Consider the following 25,779-nt stretch of genomic DNA (forward strand, 5'->3'; position numbering starts at 1 on the left):
CAGGAAATTTCATATGCCCGCAGAACGCTCCGGAGCCTTCCCGCCGCCTGCCCAGTCGTTGCTGGACGGGCGCCTGTGTCTGCAATTGTTGCCACGCTCAGCCTACAGCGCGCGTGATCCGGTGCAGTGGCAGACCCTTGGGGTCGCCCTGGAGCAGCAGCGGGGCGTGCATGCGATCGACTCCGACCACCGGGTGGACTTTGATACTCACCCTGGAACCCTGGCACTGACGCCACCGGGTGTCGAGGTGTTTTCCGAATCCGCCGAGGGTGGCGAATACCTGCTGGTGCGCTGGCAACTCGAAGATGATCGTCCAGGGTTGCAGCATCGACTGGAGAGCCCCGGCCATGCACGGGGACTGGCACTGGGGCGGCAACTGCGCCGGCTGCTGCTGGAGCCGGGCGCTGATCCATTGATGCTGGAAGCCGCTGCACTGGAGTTTGTCAGGTTGTGTGAATCCATGCCGGAGGGCAAGCCCGGGCAAACCGACTTCTCGGCCGTTCTGCATCGTTTTGCCGAAGACTTCGCCCAACCCCTGAGCCTGGCGCAACTGGCGGCCGGGCAGGGGCAGTCGGAGTTGCGCTTTCTGCGCGATTTCACCCGGTCCATCGGCATGACACCGCATGCCTATCTGCTGGAGGTGCGGGTGCAGGCGGCACGACGGATGATCGAGTTTGGCGATCTGCCGCTGGCGGAGATTGCACTGGATTGCGGTTTTGCCCACCAGTCTCACCTGGGCAGCGCCTTTCGCAAGGTGCTCGGGATCACGCCTGGGGAGTACCGCAGGCGTGTCACGGGTCGTTAAGTCGCCCTCCTACATGTCCAGTCGGGTCCACTGCCCAGGCGATGGCTGTTCGACCACCGCTTGGGGCACCACCTTGCCTGTGGCCTCTTCAACCCGTTGCGCGACAGGCGGGTCATCGGAGAACAGCATCAGGCTGGCGTCATCCAGGCTTTTATCCGATTGCCCGCGCAAGCAGTAGCTCACGCCCAGGTACAGTGACGTCACGGCCAGCAGGTTCAAGAGGATTTCCAGCATCGGGATTTGCTCCTGTCCGTGAGTGCTCAGGCAATCTGCGCCGACTGATGGGCCAGCGTGCGATCTGCCACTCGCACCGTACGCCAGGTGTTGTAGGCCATCAGCAGCATGCCGCCGAGAAAGAACACGCCACCGACAAAACGCACGATGAACCCGGGGTGGCTCGCCAGCAGTGCCTCGACGAAGGAGTAGGTGAGGGTGCCGTCCTCGTTCACGGCTCGCCACATCAGGCCCTGGGTGATGCCGTTGACCCACATCGAGGCGATGTAGAGCACGGTGCCGATGGTGGCGAGCCAGAAATGCAGGTTGATCAGGCCGACACTGTGCATCTGCTCGCGACCGAACACCCTGGGAATCATGTGGTACAGCGAACCGAAGGTGATCATCGCCACCCAGCCCAGGGCGCCCGCGTGCACGTGACCGATAGTCCAGTCGGTGTAGTGGGAGAGGGCGTTGACGGTCTTGATCGCCATCATCGGTCCTTCGAAGGTCGACATGCCGTAGAACGCCAGGGACACCACGAGGAAGCGCAGGATCGGATCGGTGCGCAGCTTATGCCAGGCGCCCGAGAGGGTCATCATGCCGTTGATCATGCCGCCCCAGCTCGGTGCCAGCAGGATCAGCGACATGGCCATGCCCAGCGACTGCGCCCAGTCCGGCAGGGCCGTGTAGTGCAGGTGGTGCGGGCCGGCCCAGATGTACAGGGTGATCAGCGCCCAGAAATGCACGATCGACAAGCGATACGAGTAGACCGGCCGCCCTACCTGCTTGGGCACGAAGTAATACATCATGCCGAGAAAGCCCGTGGTCAGGAAAAAGCCCACGGCGTTGTGCCCATACCACCACTGCACCATGGCATCGGTGGCACCGGAGTAGACCGGGTAGGACTTGAACCAGCTCACCGGGATCGACAGGTGATTGACCACGTGCAACATGGCGATCACCAGAATGAAGGCACCGAAGAACCAGTTGCCGACGTAGATGTGGCGGGTCTTGCGGCGCACCACGGTAGTGAAGAACACGATGGCATAGGCGACCCAGACCACCGCCATCCAGACCGCGCCGCTGAATTCGATCTCGGCGTACTCCTTGGTGGTGGTGTAGCCCAGCGGCAGGCTGATGAACAGGATCACGATCACCGCTTGCCAGCCCCAGAAGGTGAACGCTGCAAGGCTGTCGCTGTACAGCCGCACCTGGCAGGTACGCTGGACCGCGTAGTAGCTGGCGGCGAACTGTGCGCTACCGGCGAAGCCGAAGATCACCAGGCTGGTGTGCAACGGGCGCAGTCGGCCGAAGGTGGTCCAGGGCAGATCCAGGTTCATCTCGGGCCAGACCAGTTGCGAGGCGATCAGCACACCCATCGCCATGCCGATCACGCCCCAGAACACGGTGGCGATGACGAACTGTCGGACCACCTTGTAGTTATAGGCTTCTGTGTTTGCTGCTGTACTCATGGTCAAGTCTTCCACGGTTGCCAGATCGTGCCGGGCCACCCTGGCCCGGCATGACGCGACTGTAGGAATTGCCATGGACGCAAAACAGACTCAGAAATGGCTCATTCATGCGGATCAGGCTTTTATCCTGGCTGGATTGGCTTCGATCCACTCTGATCCGTATTTTTGTTGATCCCTTTGCACTGTTTGTCCGTAGCGGCATGGCAGGGCGCTGATCGACAAAGCTCCAGGATATGGGTGACGATCGTTGCTGTCGGGTCCTACAGAAAAAAACCGTATTTCAGATTTGCCGCCTCTTCGATGGTGTGCGAATTTGTTCGCCCCCACGGTAGGTCGATTGACGCTTTCGTGGTTAACTTCGGCCTCTTCAACATTTTCTGGAAGGATTTCGCTCATGGCTCAAGTCACCCTCAAAGGCAACCCGGTCAAGGTCAACGGCCAACTGCCACAGGTCGGCACCAAGGCCCCAGCCTTCTCCCTGGTCAACGCCGGCCTGGCTGACGTCACCCTGGAAAACTTTGCCGGCAAGCGCAAGGTGCTGAACATTTTCCCAAGCGTCGACACGCCGACCTGCGCCACTTCCGTTCGCAAGTTCAACGCCCAGGCCAACGACGTGGCCAACACCGTGGTGCTGTGCATCTCGGCTGACCTGCCATTCGCCCAGGCGCGCTTCTGCGGCGCCGAAGGCCTGGAAAACGTCCAGAACCTGTCGACCCTGCGTGGTCGCGAGTTCATCGAGAACTACGGCGTGGCTATCGCTGAAGGCCCGCTGACCGGCCTGACCGCTCGTGCGGTGGTGGTCCTGGATGAAAACAACAACGTCCTGCACAGCGAGCTGGTTGGCGAAATCGCCGACGAGCCCAACTACGACGCCGCCCTGGCCGTACTGAAGTAAACGGCAGCACGCGTCACCGACGGCCTGGCATTGTCCAGGCCGTTTTTGTCTGTGCCGCCCGTGTGGCGAGCGGGCTTGTCCGCACTGGCGCGCGAAGCGGGCCTGAAACCTGAATCCCATTTCAACTGTCATACCGCGATGCCTGGTCACAGGCCGCTCTGGTCTGGGCCTTCCGGACTCTGCCGTGCTGTGACAATTTGTGTTTGGCCGTAGGTGTCAACGGCATATCGTGGTTAACTTCGACCTTTCTCCTACAACTGTTCAAAAGGATTCGCTTCATGGCTCAAGTGACGCGCAGGGGTGTGGTGGTGCAGGTCAACGGCGAGCTGCCGCAGCCCAGCACCCGGGCGCCGGCATTCTCCCTGGTGAACAAGGACCTGGCGGATGTCGCCCTGGGTGACTTTGCCGGCAAGCGCAAGGTGCTGAACATCTTCCCCAGTGTCGACACCCCCACCTGCGCCAGGTCGGTCCGCACGTTCAACGCCCATGCCAATGCGCTGAGCAATACCGTGGTACTGTGCATTTCCGGTGACCTGCCGTTCGCCCAGGCGCGTTTCTGTGGTGCCGAAGGCCTGGACAACGTACAGAGCCTGTCGACCTTGCGTGGCGGCCAATTCATGCAAGACTACGGTGTAGCCATTGCCGACGGCCCACTCGCGGGGCTCACCGCCCGGGCCGTAGTGGTACTCGATGAGCAGGACCAGGTGCTGCACAGTGAACTGGTCGCCGATATCGGCCAGGAACCCGACTACGCCGCCGCCCTCGCTGTCTTGCAGTAAGCGACCTTGCCTCTGTCGACGGCCTGACCCTGTCCAGGCCGTTTTTCATTGGCGTTTCAGTGCCTTGGTCGAAGGTCGAAGAAGGTCATGCAAAGGTAAATTGCCGGTAAAGGCACTTTGCATGAAACATTTGAGTGCTTATCTTTCATCCTCCTAAGGAAGAAGCTCTCGCACATAATGGTTGGTCATTCCATGCAATCCTCTGCTCCTCGCAAGTCCCGTCGTTGGCTGTTCGGCCTGTTCACCGTGTTGATCATCGCGGCGCTGTGCTGGCATTTCTGGCCAGCCGGCGATCACAAGACCGAACACAAGCAGCCCGCCGGACGTACCGGCAAGAGCGGCATGATGCGCCCCGGCTTCGGCGCCTCCACCGGCCCGGTACCGGTGCGCGTGGCACCGGCGACCGTCGGCGATTTCCCGCTCTACTACAAGGCGCTGGGTACCGTGACCGCGCTCAATACGGTCAATGTGCGTGCGCAGGTGGGCGGGCAACTGGTCAAGATCAACTTCCAGGAAGGGCAGATGGTCAAGGCTGGCGATGTGCTCGCCGAGATCGACCCGCGCAACTATGAAAGCGCCTTGCTGCAGGCCCAGGGCACCTTGTTGCAGAGCCAGGCCCAACTGAAGAATGCCCAGGTCGACCTGCAGCGCTATCGCGGGCTGTATGCCGAGGACAGCATCGCCAAGCAGACCCTGGATACCGCCGAAGCCACCGTGCTGCAGTACCAGGGCACCGTGAAGAACAACCAGGGTGCGGTCGACGCCGCCAAGCTGAACCTGGCCTTCACCAAGATCCGCGCGCCGATTTCCGGACGCCTGGGCTTGCGCCAGCTGGACGTCGGTAACCTGCTGGCGGCCAACGATACCCAGGCCGTCGCGGTGATCACCCAGACCCAGCCGATCAGCGTGGCGTTCACCCTGCCGGAGAACAACCTCGACGTCGTGTTGCCACGTTTCCGTAGCGGTGCGCATCTGCCGGCCGAGGCCTGGGACCGCGGCGACGTGAAGCTGCAGGCGACCGGTGTGCTGCAGAGCCTGGACAACCAGATCGACATCACCACCGGCACCCTGAAGTTCAAGGCGCTCTACGAGAACAAGGACCAGAACCTGTTCCCCAACCAGTTCGTCAATGTGCGCCTGCTTGCCGACACGCTGAAGGGCGTGATACTGGCCCCGAGTGCGGCGATCCAGTTCGGTACCGACGGCACCTTCGTCTATGCGCTGGATGGCGAGAAAAAGGTCAAGATTCGTCCATTGAAAGTCGGTCCAAGCGACGGCAACGTCACCGTGATCACTTCGGGCCTGGCCGCCGGCGATCGCGTCGTGCTGGAAGGCACCGACCGTCTCAAGGACGGCGGCGAGGTGGAAGTGGTCAATGACAGCCAGGACGTGCCGAGCACGCCAGCAGGGCAGTTGCATGGCTCCAAGACCAAGGACGCGGACGCAGGGGCTGAGGCCAAGGCGAAAAAGGTCGGCGCATGAATCTCTCGCGGCTGTTCATTCTCCGCCCGGTAGCCACCACCCTGAGCATGCTGGCGATTGTCCTGGCCGGGGTGATCGCCTACCGGCTGCTGCCGGTCTCGGCACTGCCCCAGGTCGACTACCCGACCATCCGCGTCATGACCCTGTATCCGGGCGCCAGCCCGGATGTGATGACCAGTGCGGTCACGGCCCCCCTGGAACGCCAGTTCGGGCAGATGCCCGGGCTGACCCAGATGGCATCCACCAGCTCCGGCGGTGCCTCGGTGCTGACCCTGCGCTTCAACCTCGACATCAACATGGATGTCGCGGAGCAACAGGTCCAGGCGGCGATCAACGCGGCAACCAACCTGTTGCCCAAGGATTTGCCGGCACCCCCGGTGTACAACAAGGTCAACCCGGCCGATACCCCGGTACTGACCCTGGCGATCACCTCGAAAACCATGCTGCTGCCCAAGCTCAACGACCTGGTCGACACCCGCATGGCGCAGAAGATCGCCCAGATCAGCGGCGTCGGCATGGTCAGCATCGCCGGTGGCCAGCGCCAGGCGGTACGGATCAAGGTCAATCCCGAGGCCCTGGCGGCCAACAGCCTGAACCTGTCCGATGTGCGCACGCTGATTGGCGCCTCCAACGTCAACCAGCCCAAGGGTAACTTTGATGGCCCGACGCGGGTATCGATGCTCGATGCGAACGACCAACTGCGTTCGCCCAAGGAATACGCCGAGCTGATCCTCGCCTACAAGAACGGGGCGCCGTTGCGCCTGAAGGACGTGGCCGAGATCGTCGATGGCGCGGAAAACGAGCGCCTGGCGGCCTGGGCCAATGAAAACCAGGCCGTGCTGCTCAACATCCAGCGTCAGCCGGGGGCCAACGTCATCGAGGTGGTCGACCGGATCAAGGCGCTGTTGCCGAGCATCACCGACAACCTGCCGGCCGGCATCGACGTGGCCGTGCTGACTGACCGTACCCAGACCATCCGCGCCTCGGTTACCGACGTCCAGCATGAACTGCTGATCGCCATCGCCCTGGTGGTGATGGTGACGTTCCTGTTCCTGCGCCGGGCCAGTGCCACGATCATTCCGTCAGTGGCCGTGCCGCTGTCGCTGATCGGTACCTTTGGGGTCATGTACCTGGCGGGCTTCTCGGTCAACAACCTGACGCTGATGGCGTTGACCATCGCCACCGGTTTCGTGGTCGACGATGCCATCGTCATGCTGGAAAACATCTCGCGCTTCGTCGAGGAAGGCGACAGCCCGATGCAGGCGGCCCTCAAGGGCGCCAAGCAGATCGGCTTCACCCTGGTGTCGCTGACCCTGTCGCTGATCGCGGTACTGATCCCGCTGCTGTTCATGGCTGACGTGGTCGGGCGGTTGTTCCGCGAGTTCGCCATTACCCTGGCGGTGGCGATCCTGATTTCCCTGGTGGTCTCGTTGACCCTGACCCCGATGATGTGTGCCCGCCTGCTCAAGCGCGAGCCCAAGGAAGAGGAGCAGGGGCGTTTCTACCGCGCCAGTGGTGCCTGGATCGACTGGCTGATCGAAGCCTACGGACGCAAGCTGCAATGGGTACTGAAGCACCAGCCGCTGACCCTGCTGGTCGCCATCGGTACCCTGGCGCTGACCGTGTTCCTTTACCTGATGGTGCCCAAGGGTTTCTTCCCGGTGCAGGATACCGGGGTGATCCAGGGCATTTCCGAAGCGCCGCAGGCCGTATCGTTCGCGGCCATGAGCCAGCGCCAACAGGAGCTGGCCAAGGTGATTCTGGCCGACCCGGCGGTGGAAAGCCTGTCTTCCTACATCGGTGTCGATGGTGATAACGCCACCCTCAACAGCGGCCGCCTGCTGATCAACCTCAAGCCGCATCGCCAGCGTGATCTCAGTGCGGCCCAGGTCATCAACCGTCTGCAACCGCAAGTTGACCAGCTGGTAGGTATCCGCCTGTTCATGCAGCCGGTGCAGGACCTGACCATCGAGGACCGCGTCAGCCGGACCCAGTATCAGTTCAGCATGTCCTCGCCGGATGCCGACCTGCTCGCCGAGTGGAGTGGCAAGCTGCTGCAGGCCCTGGCCGAGCGGCCGGAACTGACCGATGTCGCCAGCGACCTGCAGGACAAGGGCCTGCAGGTGTACCTGGTGATCGATCGCGATGCCGCCTCGCGGCTGGGAGTCTCGGTTTCCGATATCACCGATGCGCTGTACGACGGCTTCGGCCAGCGGCAGATCTCCACCATCTACACCCAGGCCAGCCAGTATCGCGTGGTGCTCCAGGCCCAGGCCGGGGAGAAGATCGGTCCGGCGGCGCTCGACCAGATCCACGTCAAGACCACCAGCGGCAGCCAGGTTCGCCTGTCGAGCCTGGCCCGGATCGAGGAACGCCAGGCGCAACTGGCGATTTCCCATATCGGCCAGTTCCCGGCGGTGACGATGTCGTTCAACCTCGCGCCGGGCATCGCCCTGGGCAAGGGCGTCGAGATCATCGACCAGGTCAAGCAGGACATCGGCATGCCGATCGGCGTGCAGACCCAGTTCCAGGGCGCTGCCGAAGCCTTCCAGGCCTCGTTGTCGAGCACCTTGCTGCTGATCCTGGCGGCCGTGGTGACCATGTACATCGTGCTCGGGGTGCTCTACGAGAGCTACATCCACCCGGTGACGATCCTCTCGACCCTGCCATCGGCCGCGGTCGGTGCCTTGCTGGCGCTGATTCTCAGCGGCAACGACCTGGGCATGATCGCCATCATCGGTATCATCCTGCTGATCGGTATCGTCAAGAAGAACGCGATCATGATGATCGACTTCGCCCTCGACGCCGAGCGCAACCAGGGCATTGCGCCCGAGCAGGCGATCTACCAGGCGGCACTGCTGCGCTTCCGGCCGATCCTGATGACCACCCTGGCCGCGCTGTTCGGGGCCGTGCCGCTGATGCTCGCCACCGGTTCCGGGGCCGAGCTGCGCCAGCCGCTGGGCCTGGTGATGGTTGGCGGGTTGCTGGTCAGCCAGGTACTGACGCTGTTCACCACGCCGGTGATCTACCTGTTCTTCGATCGCCTGGGACGACGTTGGGGCCGCCATCCGAGCCGCCTGGAGCAGGCGGACACATGAACCTTTCCGGACCCTTTATCCGTCGACCGGTAGCGACCATGCTGCTGAGCCTGGCGATCGTCCTGCTCGGTGGCGTCAGCTTCGGCCTGTTGCCGGTGTCGCCGTTGCCACAGATGGACTTCCCGGTGATCGTGGTGCAGGCCAGCCTGCCGGGTGCCAGCCCGGAGGTGATGGCCTCGACCGTGGCCACGCCACTGGAGCGTTCCTTCGGGGTGATCCCCGGGGTCAACACCATGAGCAGCCGCTCCAGCCAGGGCTCGACCCGGGTGATCCTGCAGTTCGACCTGGACCGTGACATCAACGGCGCGGCGCGCGAGGTGCAGGCGGCCATCAACGCCTCGCGCAACCTGCTGCCCAGCGGCATGCGCAGCATGCCGACCTACAAGAAGGTCAACCCGTCCCAGGCGCCGATCATGGTGCTGTCGTTGACTTCCGATGTGTTGCAGAAGGGCCAGCTGTACGACCTGGCCTCGACCATCCTGTCCCAGAGCCTGTCCCAGGTACCGGGCGTGGGGGAGGTGCAGATCGGTGGCAGCTCGCTGCCAGCGGTGCGCATCGAACTCGAACCCCAGGCGCTGAACCAGTATGGGGTGGCGCTGGACGACGTGCGCACCACGATCGCCAATGCCAACGTGCGTCGGCCCAAGGGGTCGCTGGAGGATGACCAGCGCAACTGGCAGGTGCAGGCCAATGACCAGCTGGAGAAGGCCAAGGACTACGAGCCGCTGATCATCCACTACCAGAACGGCGCCGCCCTGCGCCTGGGCGATGTGGCGAAAATCAGCGACGGTGTCGAGGATCGCTACAACAGCGGCTTCTTCAACAATGATGCCGCGGTACTGCTGGTGATCAACCGCCAGGCCGGGGCCAACATCATCGAGACGGTCAACGAGATCAAGGCCCAGTTGCCGGCGTTGCAGGCGGTGTTGCCCTCGAGCGTCAAGCTGAATTTGGCCATGGACCGTTCACCGGTGATCAAGGCCACCCTGCATGAAGCCGAGATGACCCTGCTGATCGCCGTGGCCCTGGTGGTGCTGGTGGTCTACCTGTTCCTCGGCAATTTCCGTGCATCGCTGATTCCGACCCTGGCGGTACCGGTGTCGCTGATCGGCACCTTCGCCATCATGTATTTGTACGGGTTCTCCCTGAACAACCTGTCGCTGATGGCGCTGATCCTGGCCACGGGGCTGGTGGTGGACGATGCGATCGTGGTGCTGGAGAACATTTCCCGGCATATCGACGACGGTGTGGCGCCGATGAAGGCGGCCTACCTGGGGGCGAAGGAGGTCGGTTTCACCCTGCTGTCGATGAACGTGTCGCTGGTGGCGGTGTTCCTGTCGATCCTGTTCATGGGCGGGATCATCGAGAGTCTGTTCCGCGAGTTTTCGATTACCCTGGCCGCCTCGATCGTGGTCTCGCTGGTGGTGTCCCTGACCCTCACGCCGATGCTCTGCGCCCGTTGGCTCAAGCCGCATGCCAAGGGCGTACAGACGCGCCTGCAACGCTGGAGCGAGAAGGCCAACGACCGCATGGTCGACGCCTATGGCAAGAGCCTGGACTGGGTGTTGCGCCACCGCCGGCTGACGCTGCTCAGCCTGCTGATTACCATCGGCGTCAACATCGCGCTGTACGTGGTGGTGCCCAAGACTTTCATGCCGCAGCAGGACACCGGGCAGTTGATCGGTTTCGTGCGCGGCGATGATGGCCTGTCGTTCGGCGTGATGCAGCCGAAGATGGAAACCTTCCGCAAGGCCATTCTCGCGGACCCGGCGGTACAGAGCGTGGCCGGCTTCATCGGCGGCAACAACGGCACCAACAACGCCTTCATGCTGGTGCGCCTCAAACCCATCAAGGAGCGCAACATCTCGGCGCAAAAGGTCATCGAGCGCCTGCGGGTGGAGATGCCCAAGGTCGCTGGCGCACGGTTGATGCTGATGGCCGACCAGGATCTGCAGTTTGGTGGCGGTCGCGAACAGACGACTTCCCAGTACTCCTACATCCTGCAAAGCGACGACCTGGCGGCGTTGCGCGAGTGGTACCCGAAGGTGATCACTGCGTTCAAGGGGTTGCCGGAGCTGACGGCGATCGACGCTCGCGAGGGGCGTGGGGCCCAACAGACCACCCTGGTGGTCGACCGCGACACGGCCAAGCGCCTGGGCGTCGACATGAGCATGGTCACCGCCGTGCTGAACAACGCCTACAGCCAACGGCAGATCTCGACCATCTATGACACCCTGAACCAGTACCAGGTGGTGATGGAGGTCAACCCCAAGTATGCCCAGGACCCGGAGACCCTGAACCAGGTCAAGGTGATCGGCAAGGACGGCGAGCGCATCCCGCTCTCGGCCATCGCGCACTACGAAAACAGCCTGCAGGAAGACCAGGTCAACCATGAGGGGCAGTTCGCTTCGCAGAGCCTGTCGTTCGACATGGCCCCTGGCGTGACGGTGGAGCAGGGCACGGCCGCGATCGAGCGGGCGGTGGCCAAGCTCGGCCTGCCGGAGTCGGTGATCGCCAAGATGGCCGGGACCAGCGATGCCTTTGCCGCGACGCAGAAAAGCCAGCCGTTCATGATTCTTGGGGCGCTGGTGGCGGTCTACCTGGTGCTCGGGGTGCTCTACGAGAGCTACATCCACCCGCTGACCATTCTGTCCACGCTGCCGTCGGCCGGTGTCGGCGCGTTGCTCAGCATTTACCTGCTGGGTGGCGAGTTCAGCCTGATTTCCCTGCTCGGATTGTTCCTGCTGATCGGGGTGGTGAAGAAGAACGCGATCCTGATGATCGACCTGGCCCTGCAACTGGAGCGCAATGGCGGCCTCGAGCCCCAGGCGTCGATCCGCGAAGCCTGCCTGCTGCGCCTGCGGCCGATCCTGATGACCACCCTGGCGGCGATCCTCGGCGCTCTGCCGCTGATGCTCAGCACCGCCGAAGGTGCGGAGATGCGCCAGCCGTTGGGCCTGACCATCATCGGCGGGCTGATCTTCAGCCAGATCCTGACGCTTTATACCACCCCGGTGGTTTACCTTTATCTTGATCGCCTGCGCCACCGTTTCAACGCCTGGCGCGGCGTACGTACCGATGGTGCTCTGGAAACTCCGCTATGACTGACCCTGCATACCGCAATGTGACCGCGCAGGCGGCCCAACGCCTGGAAATGGCGCGTGGCTCGCGCCTGCTGAGCCTGGCCCTGTGTGGGTTGATGCTCAGCGCCTGCGCCGTTGGCCCGGATTACCAGCGCCCGGATGCCGCCGCCCCGGCGCAGTACAAGGAAGCAGCCGGCTGGCGCCAGGCCCAGCCCAGCGATGCGCTGGCCCGTGGCGCCTGGTGGGAGCTGTACGGTGATCCGGTGCTCAATGGCCTGGTGGAAAAGCTCAACAGCAGCAACCAGACCGTGGCCCAGTCCGAGGCACAGTTTCGCCAGGCCCAGGCGCTGGTGCGCAGCTCCCGCGGGGCGTTCTTTCCGAGCGTCGACCTGAGTGCCGGCAAGACCCGCTCCAGCCAGGGCACCGGCAGCAGCAACTCGAGCCTGAGCAGTTCCTCGAGCGGAATACGCGATACCTACAACGCCCAACTGGGCGTGAGCTGGGAGGCGGATGTCTGGGGCAAGCTGCGCCGCGGCCTCGAGGCGGACAAGGCCAGTGCCCAGGCCAGCTTCGCCGACCTGGCGGCGATGCGCCTGAGCCAGCAGTCGGAACTGGTACAGAACTACCTGCAACTGCGGGTGATCGACGAACAGAAACGCCTGCTCGAGGCCACGGTGCAGGCTTACGAGCGTTCGCTGAAAACCACCGAGAACCAGTACCGTTTCGGCGTCTCGGGCAAGGCCGCGATCGCCCAGGCCCAGACCCAGCTCAAGAGTGCCCAGGGCGACCTGATCGACCTGGCCTGGCAGCGCGCCCAGTTTGAAAACGCGATTGCCGTGCTGACCGGCCAGGCACCGGCCGACTTCAAGCTGGTGGCGACCCGGGATGTTCCGGCGTTGCCGCAGATTCCGCTGGGCCTGCCTTCGCAACTGCTTGAGCGACGTCCGGATGTGGCGTCGGCCGAGCGTTCGGTGATCGCCGCCAACGCCAAGATCGGCGTAGCCAAGGCCGCCTACTATCCGGACCTGACCTTGAGCCTGTCCGGTGGCTACAGCAGCAGTACCTATGCCGACTGGATCAGCCTGCCGAACCGCTTCTGGTCGGTGGGGCCGAAACTGGCGATGACCCTGTTCGACGGCGGCCAGCGTTCGGCGGAAGTGGAGCGCACCGAGGCGGTGTATGACCAGACCGTCGCCAAGTACCGCCAGACCGTGCTGGATGGCTTTCGCGAGGTGGAAAACTACATGGTGCAGCTCAAGGTCATGGAGAACGAGGCAGGGGTGCGCCAGCAGGCGTTGGACTCGGCCCGTGAATCCCTGCGCCTGACCGAGAACCAGTACAAGGCCGGCCTGATTGCCTACCTGGATGTGGTCACCGTGCAGACCACGGCCCTGAGCAATGAGCGCAGCGTGTTGAGCCTGTTGCAAAGCCGCCTGCTCGCCAGCGTGCAACTGATCGCCGCCCTTGGCGGCGGCTGGGACGGGGCGACCGAACCGGTGGCCGCCAAGTAGCCGCGCCCCCTGTAGGAGCCGGCTTGCTGGCGATCCGCCGCAGGCGGCCATCCAAGCATATGCCTGGCCGGCTGGCGCCGCTGTCAGTCACGCGGGCCGAGGTCTATACGCACGAATGTGCCCTTGGAATTGGGGCCCACCTTGCCGGCGCGGCTGAAGAGCTTGTAGTAGGCCAGGTGCACACCATCGGCCAGTTCAAGAAAGTACTCCGCATCCAGGCGAATGATGATGTCACGGTCGGCCCGGGTCACCAGGACGTCGCTGAGCACCGGCTCGTTGGGGCCGCCGAGGCAGAGGCCGACCCTGTCACCGGCGGTCTGCCCGGGATACTGTTCGACCAGGAACTTCACGCTGTTGCAATGCCTGAGCAGGTAGTCACGGGTCACGCCCGGAAAACCGACTTCGTCGTCCACCACGGGCTTGGTACCGGCCTGGTCATGATTGGGCACGCGCAGGTCGATGGTGAAGGCCACGGGGTCCGACTCGTAGGTAACGCCGGCATGGTTGCGCACCTTGAAGGCGACCTTTGAAACCCCGTCTTCATGCAGGTACTTGTAGGGTAACCATACCCTGAGCGGAAAGTGCAGGGGGCCGGGCAACGGCACAGGCACCTCATGCACACTGCCGGTAGGCGAGGTGTAGAGCAGGGTCATGTGGTCGACTTGGCCACTTTGTGCGGGGTCGGGCCAGGCGTTCTCGATGTCCAGGGCAAGATTGGACGTGAGGGCGGCGACAGGCAGAAGATTGTGCTGCGGATAGTGGAAGTTTCCCAGTGCCAGCGCAATATGCGGGGCGGGAAGGGGGGTGTGATCCATCGTCGTGGTCTCCATCGTGGCTGACAAGTGACAGGTGCTGCCTGGGCAACACCTGTCCCGCTGGCAATCCGGATGGATACAGCTGCCAGATACCCATTAGGGCCCGTGCGCTTGATACTGGCTACTGTCAGTTCTGACAGTTTTGCCAGGTTCCCGACGAACGTCAGATCACGGCGATTTCCACCTCGTCACCCGCCCAACGTACCGGCCAGACCCGCAGTTGTTGCTCCGGATACTCCAGGCACAGGCCGTCTTCCAGGCTGAAGTGCTGCTTGTACAGGGGCGAGGCGATCACCGGCTGGCCCTTGATGTGACCCACGATGCCACGGCCGATCACATTCGCACCGGACAGCGGGTCATGGTTGTCGATGGCGTACAGGGTGCGCCCCTGGCTGGCATCGGGCAGGTAGAACAGCGCGACCTGTGCGCAGTGGAACCAGACCACCACGCCGGAGTTCTCCACCAGGTCTTCGCGGCGGCAGACCGCCTGCCACTGGAAGTCGCTGGCAACGCTGTGTTGTGCGGTTGATTGGCCCATCAGACCACCTCCTCATGTACGGGAATCAGGTTGAGTTCGTTGGCGCGCACGGGGCGACGCTGCGCGCGCTCCTTGACGAAATGGATATCCGGGTCGCCGCGCTGGTCGTTGACGAAGGTGCGGAAGCGCTTGAGTTTTTCCGGGTCGCTGATGGCGTTGGCCCATTCGCATTCGTAGCGGTCCACCACCAGTTGCAGTTGGCTTTCCAGCTCGGCCGCCAGGCCCAGGCTGTCGTCGATGATGACCGCCTTGAGGTAGTCGAGACCGCCTTCGAGGTTTTCGCGCCACACCGAAGTGCGCTGCAGGCGGTCGGCGGTGCGGATATAGAACATCAGGAAACGGTCGACGTAGCGAATCAGCGTCTCGTCATCCAGGTCGGTGGCGAACAGCTCGGCATGGCGTGGGCGCATGCCGCCGTTGCCACAGACATACAGGTTCCAGCCTTTCTCGGTAGCGATCACGCCGATGTCCTTGCTCTGCGCCTCGGCGCATTCACGGGTGCACCCGGAGACGGCCAGCTTGAACTTGTGCGGGGCACGCAGGCCCTTGTAGCGGTTCTCCAGCAGCAGGGCCATGCCTACGCTGTCCTGCACCCCGTAGCGACACCAGGTGCTGCCCACGCAGGATTTCACCGTACGCAGTGACTTACCGTAGCCGTGGCCGGTCTCGAAGCCGGCATCGATCAACTCGCCCCAGATCTGCGGCAGTTCGTGCAGTTGTGCACCGAACAGGTCTATGCGCTGGCCACCGGTGATCTTGGTGTAGAGGTCGTATTTTTTCGCCACGGCACCAAGGGCAATCAGCTTGTCCGGGGTGATTTCGCCGGCGGCGATCCGTGGAATGATCGAGTAGGTGCCGTTCTTCTGCATGTTGGCCATGAAGGTGTCGTTGGTGTCCTGCAGCGGTACCAGCGCCTTGTCCATGATCGGCCGGTTCCAGCACGAGGCGAGGATCGAGCCCACCGCCGGCTTGCAGATATCGCAGCCGGTATGCCCCTTGCCGTGGCGACCGAGCAGTTCCTCGAAGGTTTCGATGCCACCCACCCGGACCATCGCGTACAGTTCCTGGCGGGTATAGGCGAAGTGTTCGCACAGGCTCTTGTCGACTTCCACGCCGCGGGCGACCAGTTCGTGTTCGAAGACCTGCTTGAGCAGTACGCTGCAGCCACCGCAGCCGGTTGCGGCCTTGGTCTGCGCCTTGAGTTCGGAAAGGTCGCTGCAGCCGGCGTCGACCGCGCAGCAGATCGCGCCCTTGGTGACGTTGTGGCACGAACAGATGGTCGCGGTTGCCGGCAGGGCATCGGCGCCGAGGGTCGGTGCGCCTTCGCTCAGCGGCAGGATCAGGCTGGCGGGATCCTGGGGCAGGGCGATTGCGTTCTGCACGTATTGCAGCAAGGTGTCGTAATAGCTGTTGTCGCCGACCAGCACGGCGCCGATGACTTTCTTACCTTCGGCATCGACCACCAGCCGCCGGTAGGCCGAATTGGCCTCATCGATGAAACGGTAGCTGCGGGCGCCCGGAGTCGCCCCATGGGCGTCACCAATCGAGCCGACGTCGACGCCGAGCAGCTTGAGCTTGGTCGACATGTCGGCGCCATTGAAGGTATCGGCGGTCTCACCGGCCAGGCGTGCGGCGACGTTGCGCGCCATGCTGTAGCCTGGGGCGACGAGGCCGAACACGCTGCCGTTCCAGGACGCACATTCGCCGATGGCCGAGATAGTCGGGTCGCTGGTCTGGCAGTGGCCGTCGATGACGATACCGCCTCGTTGCGCGATTTCCAGTCCGCTGTTGCGGCCCAGCAGGTCCTGTGGCCGAATGCCGGCTGAAAAAACGATCAGGTCGGTTTCGAGAAACTCACCGCCTTCGAAGTTCATCCGGTAGCGGTACTGCTCACCAGCGACGATTTCCCGGGTCGCCCGGGAGAGGTGGACACCGACACCCAGGCCTTCGATCTGTGCCTTGAGGGCGGCGCCACCGTCACCGTCCAGTTGCACCGGCATCAGCCGTGGGGCGAACTCGACCACGTGGGCCTCCAGGCCCAGGGACTTCAGCGCGTTGGCTGCCTCCAGGCCCAACAGTCCACCACCGACCACTACGCCGCGACGGGCTTCGGCCGCCGCCGAGCGAATCGCGTCGAGGTCGTCGAGTGTCCGGTAGACCAGGCGTGCCGAGCCTTCGGAGCCGGGAATCGGCGGAACGAACGGATAGGAACCGGTGGCCAGGATCAACTGATCGTAGGGTTGGCGCCCGGAGCGAGTGACGATCTCCCGGCGATCACGGTCGATCTCCAATACTTCCACGCCCAGATGCAGGTTGACGCCATGTCGCTCGTACAGGCCGGGCTCGCCAAGGGCCAAGGCGTGGGCATCCTTGCCGGCAAAGTACTCGGACAGATGCACACGGTCATAGGCCGGTTGCCACTCTTCGCCGTAGACATGCAGTTCGAAGTGACGCAGGGCGCCGCGTTCGATCAACTGCTCGACGCAGTGATGGCCCACCATGCCATTACCCACGATCACCAGTTTCTTGCGATGTTCGACATTCACGATAGCGTTCATGGAGCTTCCTCGGATCACGGCCAGTCACGGGCTGGCCCAGCCAGAAAAAATGCAAAAAAAAACGCCTGGAGCCGAAGCTCCAGGCGCCTTTGCCTGGTGTTTTATTCCTGTTCTGTCGGTGATCGCCGTTGACCACTGGAACGGTCTGCCTGGTCATTCATGGCAGAGGGTAATCGGATAAAAGCAGGGAGCGTGCCAAGTGCCGGGTTGCCGGTTTTTCCGGGTTTTTTGAGCGGTTCCTGGGTAAAAGCGACCTGTGTTGGTGCATCCTGCGGGGCATTCGCCAGCTATGGGGGCGTTCTTCCGGGCCTTTTCGCGGTTGTGGCTCAGTACACATCCCGCACATAACGCTTGTCCGCCGCCAGTGCCGTGACATAGGCCTGCGCCGCCTCGGCATCCAGGCCGCCGTGGGTGCGTACCACCTGCTTGAGTGCCGCATCTACATCCCGTGCCATGCGACTGGCATCACCACAGACATAGAAGCCCGCGCCATCCTCCAGCCAGGCCCACAGTTGCGCACCTTGCTCGATCATCCGTTGCTGCACATAGATCTTCTGCGCCTGGTCCCGGGAAAACGCGGTATCGAGACGATGCAGGTGACCCTGTTCGGACCACGCTTGCAGCTCCTCGCGATAATAGAAGTCGCTGGCCGCGTGCTGCTCGCCGAAGAACAGCCAGTTCCTGCCGGTGGCCCCGGTGGCCTGGCGCTCCTGCAGAAAGGCGCGGAACGGGGCGATCCCGGTGCCCGGGCCGACCATGATCATCGGTGCGCGAGGATCGGCTGGCGGTCGAAAGTTCGCCGATTTCTGCACGAAGATCGGTACCTCCAGGCCTTCGGCACGATCGGCGAGAAAGCCGGAGCAGCAACCGGAGCGTGCTTGCCCGGCGCGCTCATAACGCACGGTGGACACCGTCAGGTGGACTTCGCCCGGATGCACCTTGGGACTTGAGGAGATCGAGTACAGCCGCGGCTGCAGCGGTTTCAGGCAATCGACCAGTTCCTGGGCCTGCAACTCGACTTGCAGCTCGCGCAACAGGTCAGCCGGTTGCCGGCCCCAGAGCCAATCCTTGAGTTCGGTCTTGTGTTCGTCGGCGAGCAGTCGCTTGAGCTGGCTGCTGCCGCTGCGCTGGAGCACCAGTTGCAGCAGCGCAGGGCTGATCCGGCCAATCTCCAGATGGCGAGTCAAGGCCTCGACCAGCGGCAACGGCGTCTGGTCCTTGATGGTCACCACGGTGTCGGCGGTGGTCGCGCCAAGGCAAGCTTGCAGTCGTTCCACCTGATCCGGGCAATGGCTGGGCCAGACGCCGAGGGCATCACCGGCCTGGTAGTCGAGGCCGCTGTCGCCGAGGTCGAAGACGAACTGGCGGGTTTCCTTGCCCGCGTCCGGCCCACTCAGCAGCCGGTTATGCTTGAGCCGCGCCGGCAGGGGTTGCTGGCGGCTGTAGCGTGGAGCGCTGGTGGCAGGCGCTGGCTTTTCGGCCAGGGCGGTATCGAGCGTCTCCAACCAGGCACTGGCCGGCGCATGGTAATCCGGTTCGCAGTCGACCCGGGCCGCCAGGCGCTGGGCGCCGAGGCTGTGCAGGCGCTCATCGAGCTTGCGGCCAAAGCCGCAGAACTGGTCGTAGCTGGAATCACCGAAGGCCAGTACGGCAAACCGCAGGTTAGCCAGGTTGGGTGCGCTGTCCGCCGCCAGGGCTTGCCACAGGCCGTGGGCATTGTCCGGCGGATCGCCGTCACCGAAGGTACTGGTCAGCAGCAGCGCACGACCGGCCTGGCTCAGTTCCTGGGCCTGGATGCTGTCCATCGAGGCCAGGCGCACCCGGTGGCCTTTTTTCTGCAGGCGCTCGGCGGCTGATTTGGCGAAGGCCTCCACCGTGCCTGTCTGGGATGACCAGAGCAGCAGCAGGGGCGGCGGCTCGTTCGCGATGACAGGGCTCACCAGTGCCTGCGGCTGGACCGGCTCCTGACGGGCAAACAACCCGGCCAGGATACCTTCGAGGATCAGCCGGTTGGCCGGCTGCAGCGGGGCATTGGCCGGCAGGGCCGGAACCCCGGCGTTGGCCTGGCTGCTGCCCAACCCCAGCAGGAAGCCCTGCAGGTAGAGATTCTCATTGGGTGCCAGCTGGATACTGGGGGCGGTGTCGAGCCCGAGGATCCGGGCCAGGGCTTGGGTCTGCATGGTCTGCGGGGCCTCCGTGCGCGTGGGCGAGGGCAGTGGATCAGGCTGGGGGGACTCGACCCGGGTGAGGGCCACGGCGCTGAACTTGAATTCCGGTTGCAGCGAGATCGGGTCCACGGCATCGCTGGTAACCGCGTTGATCGCCAGGTCCTCGCCGTAGACATCGTTCCAGTGAAAGGGCGCAAAGCAGTTGCCAGGGGCGACCCGCTCGCTGACCTGCGCCGGCAGTACCGCCCGGCCGCGCACCGAGCGTACCTCGACACTGTCTTTGTCGGAGATACCCAGGCGTGCTGCGTCGAGCGGGTTGATCTCGACGAAGGGACCGGGATTGAGCTTGTTCAGTGCCGCGACCTTGCCGGTCTTGGTCAGGGTGTGCCACTGGTGTTGCAGGCGGCCGGTGTTGAGTACCAACGGAAACTGCTCATCGGGCCGCTCGGCCGCGGGCTCCCAGGGCCGGGCGAAGAACATTGCCTTGCCGCTGGCGGTGGGAAACAGCAAGCGTGGGTAGCTGCCGTCGGCGGCTGGCAGGGCAGGCCTGCCCAGGCCATCATTGAGGTAGCGGATCGGGTTGCGATGGGACTGCTGACCGGGGCCACACGGCCACTGCAAGGGTGCCTGTTCCAGGCGTTCGTAGCTGGCTCCGCGCAGGTCGTAGCCGGTCCCGGGGTTCCAGGCCCGCTTGATCTCTTCGAACACCTCGGCCGCGCTGGCATAGCTGAAGGCTGCGGCATAACCCATTTCGCAGGCAACCCGGGCGATGATCTGCCAATCCGGCAGGGCCTGGCCGGGTGCATCGATCGCCTTGCGCATCAGCGTCAGGTTGCGTTCGGAGTTGATCATCACGCCCTCGGCCTCGGCCCACAGGGCGGCTGGCAGGAGGATGTCGGCATAGCGATTGGTTTCGGTGTCGAGGAAAGCGTCCTGGGCGATCACCAGTTCGGCAGCTTGCAGGCCGGCAATGACCTTTTGCCGGTTGGGCGAGGAGGCCACCGGGTTGGTGCAGATGATCCAGCAGGCCTTGACCTTGCCGGCTTGCATGTCCTCGAACAGGGCGACGCTGCCGCCTCCGACCTGCTGGCTCAGGCTGCCACGGGGAATCTGCCACAGGTCCTCGATGAACTCGCGGTCCGCAGGCACCAGCGCCGAGCGCTGGCCGGGCAGGCCCGGGCCCATGTAGCCCATCTCGCGGCCGCCCATGGCGTTGGGTTGGCCGGTCAGGGAAAACGGGCCGCTGCCGGGCCGGCAGATCGCCCCGGTGGCCAGGTGCAGGTTGCACAGGGCGTTGGTGTGCCAGGTGCCGTGGGTACTCTGGTTCAGGCCCATGGTCCAGCAGCTCATCCATTCAGTGGCCTCGCCGATCCACTGTGCGGCCTGGTGCAGCTGCGCCTCGGGCAGGCCGGTCAGTTCGGCGACGCGGGCCGGGTGGTAGTCCTCGAGAAAGTCCGGCAGTGCCTCCCAGCCCTCCGTGAAATGGGCGATGAACTCGGGATCGGTGTGGCCGTTCTTCACCAGCAGGTGCAGCAGGCCATTGAGCAGGGCCAGGTCGCTGCCCGGCTTGATCTGCAGGAACAGGTCGGCCTTTTCGGCGGTGGCGTTGCGTCGGGGGTCGACCACGATCAGCCGGGCCCCGGCCTTGAGCCGATCCATCAGGCGCAGGAACAGGATGGGATGACAATCGGCCATGTTCGCGCCAATCACGAAAAACAGCTCGGCCTGGTCGAAGTCCTGATAGGAGCCCGGCGGCCCGTCAGCCCCAAGCGACAGTTTGTAGCCGGCGCCGGCGCTGGCCATGCACAGGCGTGAGTTGGACTCGATCAGGTTGGTACGTACGAAGCCCTTGGCGAGCTTGTTGATCAGGTACTGGGCCTCCAGCGACATCTGTCCGGAGACATAGAATGACAGCGCGTGGGGGCCGTGCTCATCGAGGATCGCCTTGAGCCGTCGCGCGGTTTCGCCGATGGCCTGATCCATGCCGACCTGGCCGGGGTCGCGCTTGCGTTCGTGGCGCATGAAGGCCTGCGCCATGCGCCCGGAATGCGCCAGTGGCTGCGCGCAGGTGCTGCCCTTGGTGCACAGGCGGCCGAAATTGGTCGGGTGCTGCTTGTCCCCGCTGACCTTGATCACCTGGTTGTCGCGCACTTCCATGACGATGCCGCAACCGACACCGCAGTAGGGGCACACGCTGCGTACGCTGGTCTGGGTCATGGTCCGTTGCTCCTGCCCGAGGAAAACTTGCACAAATGAAAAAGGCGCTGTGTCGCACTCCGTCGAAACGGGGCAACACGGCGCCTTTGTCGTGAAATCAACCGTCTACGTTGACGGCTGTTGTTTCGCTGTCTGCAAGCTTTGCGCCAACCCGTGTTTCCGGTTGTGCCAGCGGATTATGCGGTGCCTGGGAGGACGCAATTGCCAGCAAGCCGGCCCCCACACTGCACCGTCAATGGTTGCCAGGTGGGGTATCTGCTCCAGCTTGGGGCAAAAATCAGGGGCGGGAGGCGAAGACCTCGCCAATGCTGCGGCGTTTGGCCTGGGTCTCGCAGGCGGTGATCAGTTGCTCCAGATCTTCGGGTGTCACGTCGATGAACTCCTCCATCTGGGCCAGGGCCTGTTCCAGGTCCTCGCGGGTGATGCCGGGTGGTTCACCGGGTTGGGGTGTGCTGATGAACGTCTTTGGGGGTTCGACATGCACCTTGGGATAACGAACCCGGGTCAGGTTGTTGTAGCCGATGGCAACCGCCAGCAGGCAGGCCGCTGCGAGCATCACCGGCTCCAGTACCTGCCAGCCCAGTGCGACGGTGTCCGGGTCGGCAATCACCATCAGTAGCGCCAGGGCACCGGCAGGCGGATGCAGGCAGCGCAGCAGGCACATGCCAAGTACCGCCAGCGCGACCGCCAGGCCGGCGCTGCCCAGGCTACGTCCCAGCCAGTGTACGACCAGCATGGAGATCAGGGTGGCGCACAAATAACTGCCAATGATCGACCAGGGCTGGGCGAGGGCACCCGAGGAAACAGCGAACAGCAGCACCGCCGAGGCACCGAGTGGGCCAATCAGGTGCAGCGCCACCGGTAGTCCGAACAGTTGGGCGCAGGCCCAGACACTGATCAGGGTGCCAAGGCCAACGCCTATGGCGGCGCGGCTCCATTCTGTCGGGCGGGTATTGAGGGAGGGCGGCAGTAAACGGCGTGACCAACGGGCAAGCATGCTGAAAACGATCCACTTCGAAGGCATCGGACAAAAAAAGGGGCTTGTGCGACCCGCGCCAAGCCCTCTCAAGGTTCCAACATTGGGGGGAAGGAACGACGCCAGTGTGCCGGTTCCTTCAATGATTGGCTAATTCATAATAATGCGCTTTAACTTCACTATTTTTGCAGTGAATGCATGCCGCGCCCAGCCAGGAAGCACAGGCCGCCACCCACTGCCGTCAAGCCGCAGAGCGCGTAGAACATCGTCGCCGGAGGGGTATTGATCAGCAGATAGCCACAGATCACCGGGCTCATGGCACCGCCCAGGGCCGCGAGGTTCTGGGCCCCCAGGTAACTGCCGCGCAGGTGTTCGGGAGCGATGGTGTCGATGAACAGGTACTCGGCCGGGTAGATGATCATTTCGCCGAGGGTGAAGATGAACATGGCCAGGCACCAGGACACCAGGTGGGTGGCGTAGCTGAAGCCGATCAGGCCGATGATGAAGAAGGCGATGCCCACGCCCATCCAGTAGCGCAGTTGATCGCGCTTGAGAAAGCGCCCGATCTGGTACTGCAGCAGGATCACGCTGATGGCGTTGCAGGCCAGGATCGCCGACAGGGTGGCCAGGGCATCCTGATTGCTGTGGGTCACCAGCAGGTACTGCGACAGGTACAGGGTGTAGCGGCCATGGACGATGGTATTGAGCAGGCTGCCGCAGGTGAACAGGATCAGAGTGCGGTCGCCACGCAGGGTGCGCAGGGTATCGAGGAAACTGCTCGGCTTGGCGGACGACTCTTCGGTTCGTGGCGCGATGCCGAACATCAGGAACATGCTCGAGAAGGCAATGCCGGCTGCGATCAGGAAGGGAGCCTGTGGTTGTACCCCGGCAATCACCACCCCAAGCATGGGGCCGGTGGCATAGCCGACGTTGGTCAGGGTGTAGCGCAGCGAGAATACCTTGGCACGTTGGCCCATGGGCAGGTTCTCGCTGATGATCGCCTTGGAACCGATCAGGAACAGCGCCGATGCGGCTTCAGTGATGACCAGGGTCAGGGTGGTCAGGTACAGGTTCTGAGCGAAGGTCAGCAGCGTAAAGCCGATGGCACTCGACAACATGGCCAGGATCAGCAACCGGCGTTTCTCCAGCCGGTCGATGACGTAGCCGCCATACAGCGACATCAGGGTGGCGATGAAGACCGCTATCCCCAGCAGCAGGCCGATGTCCTGCTGGTTCAGGCCCAGCTTGTGGCTCAGGAACAGGGTCAACAGCGGGCTGGTGATGGCACGGCTGACGACAATGGTCACCGAACAGATCATCAACCGGCGGATAACGAGAGAGTAGGTGGCCACGGTTGGGCTATGTCCTTATTGTTGTGGCTGCCAGGCGCAGGTCGAAGTCCTCATGACAGGTAGGTGCGGTAATGCCGCTCGTAGACTGCCGCCGGATGGTCCTCGGTCATGGGCGCTGCATGGCTTGACCACCACTGGGCGACTTCCTCGGCCGTGGTGATCCAGACATCGTCATGGCGCTGGATGCCCTGCAACAGCTCGCGCAGCACGCCAATACGTCCTGGCGTTGCAATGATCTCAGGGTGCAAGCGCAGCACGTAGCACAGGCCAAAGCGGTAAAAACCGGCAAAGTCCATCTGCAGGTTGCCCAGCGTGTGGCTGTAGGACGCGATCCGTGACTGCGCCGGCGGCACGGCCGGGCTCAGGTTGAAGGCGAAGTAGGGTTCGTCTTCGAGTTCGTAGTGCAGCGGCAGCTCGATCAGCCCTGGCGCCGTCGGGTGGGCGAACGGCAGGTCATCGCCACGCCAGCAGGACGACCAGCGGATGCCCTGTTCCTGCAAGGCCTCGGTAAAGCCTGGCCGCCACTGGCCAGCGGGTATCCGAAAGCCGCGGGGGCGCTGCCCGGTGAGGTTGGCCAGGCTTTCGCAACCGCGGATCAGGGCGGTTTTCTGTTCTGCCAGGCTGAGCAGGTCGTAGTCCTGGTGGTGATAACCGCTGCAGGCGATTTCATGGCCGCCGGCGAGGATGGCCCGGATAGGCACCGGGTTTTCCTCGGCGACTATCCCCGGGATGCACCAACTGCTGCGCACGTTCAACTCATCGAACAGGGCAAGCAGGCGCTCGACCCCGCGTTGGGTGCCGTAGCGCCAGACCGAAAGGGTCTTGTCACGCCCGGCCACCTGGGGGGCCTGGGTCAGGATGCCATGGATGTCGTTGTAGTCGACGGTGATCACCACCGCACTGCGGTAGGGCGCAGGCCAAGGGCTCTTGAACGGGGCCCTGGCGACGGGTGTGCGGATGAACTCAGCCATGATGATGCTCCTTGAGCCACCAGTGGGCGACTTCACGACAGGTGGCGAACCAGACGTCATCGCGCTGGCGCATGTGTTCGAAGAGCCGCTCGAGCAGCACCAGGCGCCCCGGTTTTCCAGTGATCTTGGGGTGGAACAGGGTGGTCAGGCACAGGCCTTCATCGGCGGCACCGTCGAATTCACGGCACCAGTTGTCCAGGGTCAGCTCATAGCTGGCGGTGCGGTCCAGCCCGCTGGGAAAATCCGGCCCGCGGGTGTAGGCGATCGAGGCGTAGTCGTCCATTTCCCAGCGGCCAGGGATTTCGACCAGTGGTTGGCTGTGGCCGGGGACATTGACCAGATACGGGCGATCGTCGCCGCGCATGCTGCTGGAATAGATCACGCCATTTTCCACCAGCATCGCCGGCGTGTCGCGCTGCCAGTCCCCCGAAGGTGTGCGAAAGCCCTCGGCGCGGATGTTCAGGTGTTGCCAGAACACCTCGCGGCATTTTTTCATCACGTCCTTCTGCTGTTCCAGCGCAAGGGCGTAAAAGGATTCGTGCTTGTAGCCGTGGTAGGCCACCTCATGTCCCCGCTCGATGATCGCCTGGCACTGTCGTGGCCAGTTCTCCACGACCCAGGCCGGGACGAAGAACGTGGTTGGCAGGCGAAATTCCTCCAGCAGGTCGAGCAGCCGTGGTAACGCCCGATAGGGGCCATAGCCGCCAAAGCCGAAGTACTCGGGCTTGTGCCAGATCGAGCCATCCAGCATGGCATCGCCGGTCGGACCGTCGAGGTCGAAGGCCAGGGCCAGGCAGGCCTTGTGCCCATTCGGCCAGGTTGGAGTCGAGGACATGGGTGGTT

18 protein-coding genes are annotated in these 25,779 nt (G+C 63.6%); 7 read left to right on the plus strand and 11 right to left on the minus strand.

Annotated elements, in window-relative coordinates:
• Positions 1 to 13 precede the first annotated feature (13 nt).
• Entirely contained in the window at positions 14 to 805 is a 792-nt protein-coding gene (locus HU752_RS16345) for an AraC family transcriptional regulator (RefSeq protein ID WP_186676409.1), read from the plus strand.
• Between the two features lie 9 nt (positions 806 to 814).
• Here HU752_RS16345 and HU752_RS16350 read toward each other — a convergent pair whose 3' ends face one another.
• From HU752_RS16350 to HU752_RS16360, 3 genes are all read right to left on the minus strand, one after another.
• Complete coding sequence (locus HU752_RS16350) at positions 815 to 1,039, minus strand: hypothetical protein (protein ID WP_186676407.1); 225 nt, start codon at positions 1,037 to 1,039, stop codon at positions 815 to 817.
• Between the two features lie 26 nt (positions 1,040 to 1,065).
• Positions 1,066 to 2,493 carry a cytochrome-c oxidase, cbb3-type subunit I gene (gene ccoN, locus HU752_RS16355; protein ID WP_186676404.1) on the minus strand — a complete coding sequence of 476 codons (1,428 nt, stop codon included), beginning with the start codon at positions 2,491 to 2,493 and terminating at the stop codon, positions 1,066 to 1,068.
• 114 nt (positions 2,494 to 2,607) lie between these two features.
• A complete protein-coding gene (locus HU752_RS16360) occupies positions 2,608 to 2,889 on the minus strand; it encodes a hypothetical protein (RefSeq protein WP_186676400.1) in 282 nt (93 codons plus the stop codon).
• Between HU752_RS16360 and tpx (HU752_RS16365) the strand changes: the two genes are divergently transcribed.
• The 6 genes from tpx (HU752_RS16365) to HU752_RS16390 all read left to right on the plus strand — a co-directional run bounded on the left by tpx (HU752_RS16365) (position 2,888) and on the right by HU752_RS16390 (position 13,341).
• Positions 2,888 to 3,388: a thiol peroxidase gene (tpx, locus tag HU752_RS16365; protein ID WP_186676397.1), complete on the plus strand. Its 501-nt coding sequence runs from the start codon at positions 2,888 to 2,890 to the stop codon at positions 3,386 to 3,388. The two genes, HU752_RS16360 and tpx (HU752_RS16365), sit on opposite strands and share 2 nt — an antisense overlap.
• A 278-nt stretch (positions 3,389 to 3,666) precedes the next feature.
• Positions 3,667 to 4,167: a thiol peroxidase gene (gene tpx, locus HU752_RS16370; protein WP_186676395.1), complete on the plus strand. Its 501-nt coding sequence runs from the start codon at positions 3,667 to 3,669 to the stop codon at positions 4,165 to 4,167.
• A 177-nt stretch (positions 4,168 to 4,344) separates the two neighbouring features.
• Positions 4,345 to 5,649 (plus strand): MdtA/MuxA family multidrug efflux RND transporter periplasmic adaptor subunit, encoded by a 1,305-nt coding sequence (locus tag HU752_RS16375; RefSeq protein WP_186676394.1) that lies wholly within the window; start codon positions 4,345 to 4,347, stop codon positions 5,647 to 5,649.
• Positions 5,646 to 8,747 (plus strand): MdtB/MuxB family multidrug efflux RND transporter permease subunit, encoded by a 3,102-nt coding sequence (locus HU752_RS16380; protein WP_186676392.1) that lies wholly within the window; start codon positions 5,646 to 5,648, stop codon positions 8,745 to 8,747. The genes HU752_RS16375 and HU752_RS16380 overlap by 4 nt, the downstream gene beginning before the upstream one ends.
• The gene (locus tag HU752_RS16385; RefSeq protein WP_186676390.1) at positions 8,744 to 11,851 is read left to right on the plus strand and encodes an efflux RND transporter permease subunit; all 3,108 of its coding nucleotides are present in this window, start codon (positions 8,744 to 8,746) and stop codon (positions 11,849 to 11,851) included. The genes HU752_RS16380 and HU752_RS16385 overlap by 4 nt, the downstream gene beginning before the upstream one ends.
• Positions 11,848 to 13,341: an efflux transporter outer membrane subunit gene (locus tag HU752_RS16390; protein WP_275959754.1), complete on the plus strand. Its 1,494-nt coding sequence runs from the start codon at positions 11,848 to 11,850 to the stop codon at positions 13,339 to 13,341. The genes HU752_RS16385 and HU752_RS16390 overlap by 4 nt, the downstream gene beginning before the upstream one ends.
• Before the next feature lie 83 nt (positions 13,342 to 13,424).
• On the opposite strand, the gene HU752_RS16395 is transcribed toward HU752_RS16390, so the two are convergent.
• The 8 genes from HU752_RS16395 to HU752_RS16430 all read right to left on the minus strand — a co-directional run bounded on the left by HU752_RS16395 (position 13,425) and on the right by HU752_RS16430 (position 25,771).
• Positions 13,425 to 14,156: a hypothetical protein gene (locus tag HU752_RS16395; protein WP_186676388.1), complete on the minus strand. Its 732-nt coding sequence runs from the start codon at positions 14,154 to 14,156 to the stop codon at positions 13,425 to 13,427.
• Between the two features lie 163 nt (positions 14,157 to 14,319).
• Positions 14,320 to 14,694, minus strand: coding sequence for a nitrite reductase small subunit NirD (nirD, locus tag HU752_RS16400; RefSeq protein WP_186676386.1), 375 nt, complete (start codon positions 14,692 to 14,694; stop codon positions 14,320 to 14,322).
• Entirely contained in the window at positions 14,694 to 17,252 is a 2,559-nt protein-coding gene (gene nirB / locus HU752_RS16405) for a nitrite reductase large subunit NirB (protein WP_186676383.1), read from the minus strand. The genes nirD and nirB overlap by 1 nt, the downstream gene beginning before the upstream one ends.
• Positions 17,253 to 17,578: 326 nt before the next feature.
• Positions 17,579 to 21,637 carry a bifunctional nitrate reductase/sulfite reductase flavoprotein subunit alpha gene (locus HU752_RS16410; protein WP_186676380.1) on the minus strand — a complete coding sequence of 1,353 codons (4,059 nt, stop codon included), beginning with the start codon at positions 21,635 to 21,637 and terminating at the stop codon, positions 17,579 to 17,581.
• 277 nt (positions 21,638 to 21,914) lie between these two features.
• Positions 21,915 to 22,634: an HPP family protein gene (locus HU752_RS16415; RefSeq protein WP_186676377.1), complete on the minus strand. Its 720-nt coding sequence runs from the start codon at positions 22,632 to 22,634 to the stop codon at positions 21,915 to 21,917.
• A gap of 158 nt (positions 22,635 to 22,792) precedes the next feature.
• Positions 22,793 to 23,965 carry an MFS transporter gene (locus HU752_RS16420; RefSeq protein ID WP_186676375.1) on the minus strand — a complete coding sequence of 391 codons (1,173 nt, stop codon included), beginning with the start codon at positions 23,963 to 23,965 and terminating at the stop codon, positions 22,793 to 22,795.
• Between the two features lie 50 nt (positions 23,966 to 24,015).
• On the minus strand, positions 24,016 to 24,936 hold the full coding sequence (locus HU752_RS16425) for a polysaccharide deacetylase family protein (RefSeq protein ID WP_186676373.1): 921 nt from the start codon (positions 24,934 to 24,936) through the stop codon (positions 24,016 to 24,018).
• Positions 24,929 to 25,771 (minus strand): polysaccharide deacetylase family protein, encoded by an 843-nt coding sequence (locus HU752_RS16430; RefSeq protein WP_186676371.1) that lies wholly within the window; start codon positions 25,769 to 25,771, stop codon positions 24,929 to 24,931. Before HU752_RS16430 ends, HU752_RS16425 begins: the two co-directional genes overlap by 8 nt.
• Between the last annotated feature and the right edge of the window lie 8 nt (positions 25,772 to 25,779).

Source organism: Pseudomonas vanderleydeniana, assembly GCF_014268755.2.
Lineage (GTDB): Bacteria > Pseudomonadota > Gammaproteobacteria > Pseudomonadales > Pseudomonadaceae > Aquipseudomonas > Aquipseudomonas vanderleydeniana.

Excerpts from the sequence above, each read along its gene's own strand:
- HU752_RS16345 (WP_186676409.1), top strand. The coding sequence starts at position 14 with ATGCCCGCAGAACGCTCCGGAGCCTTCCCGCCGCCTGCCCAGTCGTTG.
- HU752_RS16350 (WP_186676407.1), bottom strand. The coding sequence starts at position 1,039 with ATGCTGGAAATCCTCTTGAACCTGCTGGCCGTGACGTCACTGTACCTG.
- ccoN (WP_186676404.1), bottom strand. The coding sequence starts at position 2,493 with ATGAGTACAGCAGCAAACACAGAAGCCTATAACTACAAGGTGGTCCGA.
- tpx (WP_186676397.1), top strand. The coding sequence starts at position 2,888 with ATGGCTCAAGTCACCCTCAAAGGCAACCCGGTCAAGGTCAACGGCCAA.
- HU752_RS16360 (WP_186676400.1), bottom strand. The coding sequence starts at position 2,889 with ATGAGCGAAATCCTTCCAGAAAATGTTGAAGAGGCCGAAGTTAACCAC.
- tpx (WP_186676395.1), top strand. The coding sequence starts at position 3,667 with ATGGCTCAAGTGACGCGCAGGGGTGTGGTGGTGCAGGTCAACGGCGAG.
- HU752_RS16375 (WP_186676394.1), top strand. The coding sequence starts at position 4,345 with ATGGTTGGTCATTCCATGCAATCCTCTGCTCCTCGCAAGTCCCGTCGT.
- HU752_RS16380 (WP_186676392.1), top strand. The coding sequence starts at position 5,646 with ATGAATCTCTCGCGGCTGTTCATTCTCCGCCCGGTAGCCACCACCCTG.
- HU752_RS16385 (WP_186676390.1), top strand. The coding sequence starts at position 8,744 with ATGAACCTTTCCGGACCCTTTATCCGTCGACCGGTAGCGACCATGCTG.
- HU752_RS16390 (WP_275959754.1), top strand. The coding sequence starts at position 11,848 with ATGACTGACCCTGCATACCGCAATGTGACCGCGCAGGCGGCCCAACGC.
- HU752_RS16395 (WP_186676388.1), bottom strand. The coding sequence starts at position 14,156 with ATGGATCACACCCCCCTTCCCGCCCCGCATATTGCGCTGGCACTGGGA.
- nirD (WP_186676386.1), bottom strand. The coding sequence starts at position 14,694 with ATGGGCCAATCAACCGCACAACACAGCGTTGCCAGCGACTTCCAGTGG.
- nirB (WP_186676383.1), bottom strand. The coding sequence starts at position 17,252 with ATGAACGCTATCGTGAATGTCGAACATCGCAAGAAACTGGTGATCGTG.
- HU752_RS16410 (WP_186676380.1), bottom strand. The coding sequence starts at position 21,637 with ATGACCCAGACCAGCGTACGCAGCGTGTGCCCCTACTGCGGTGTCGGT.
- HU752_RS16415 (WP_186676377.1), bottom strand. The coding sequence starts at position 22,634 with ATGCTTGCCCGTTGGTCACGCCGTTTACTGCCGCCCTCCCTCAATACC.
- HU752_RS16425 (WP_186676373.1), bottom strand. The coding sequence starts at position 24,936 with ATGGCTGAGTTCATCCGCACACCCGTCGCCAGGGCCCCGTTCAAGAGC.
- HU752_RS16430 (WP_186676371.1), bottom strand. The coding sequence starts at position 25,771 with ATGTCCTCGACTCCAACCTGGCCGAATGGGCACAAGGCCTGCCTGGCC.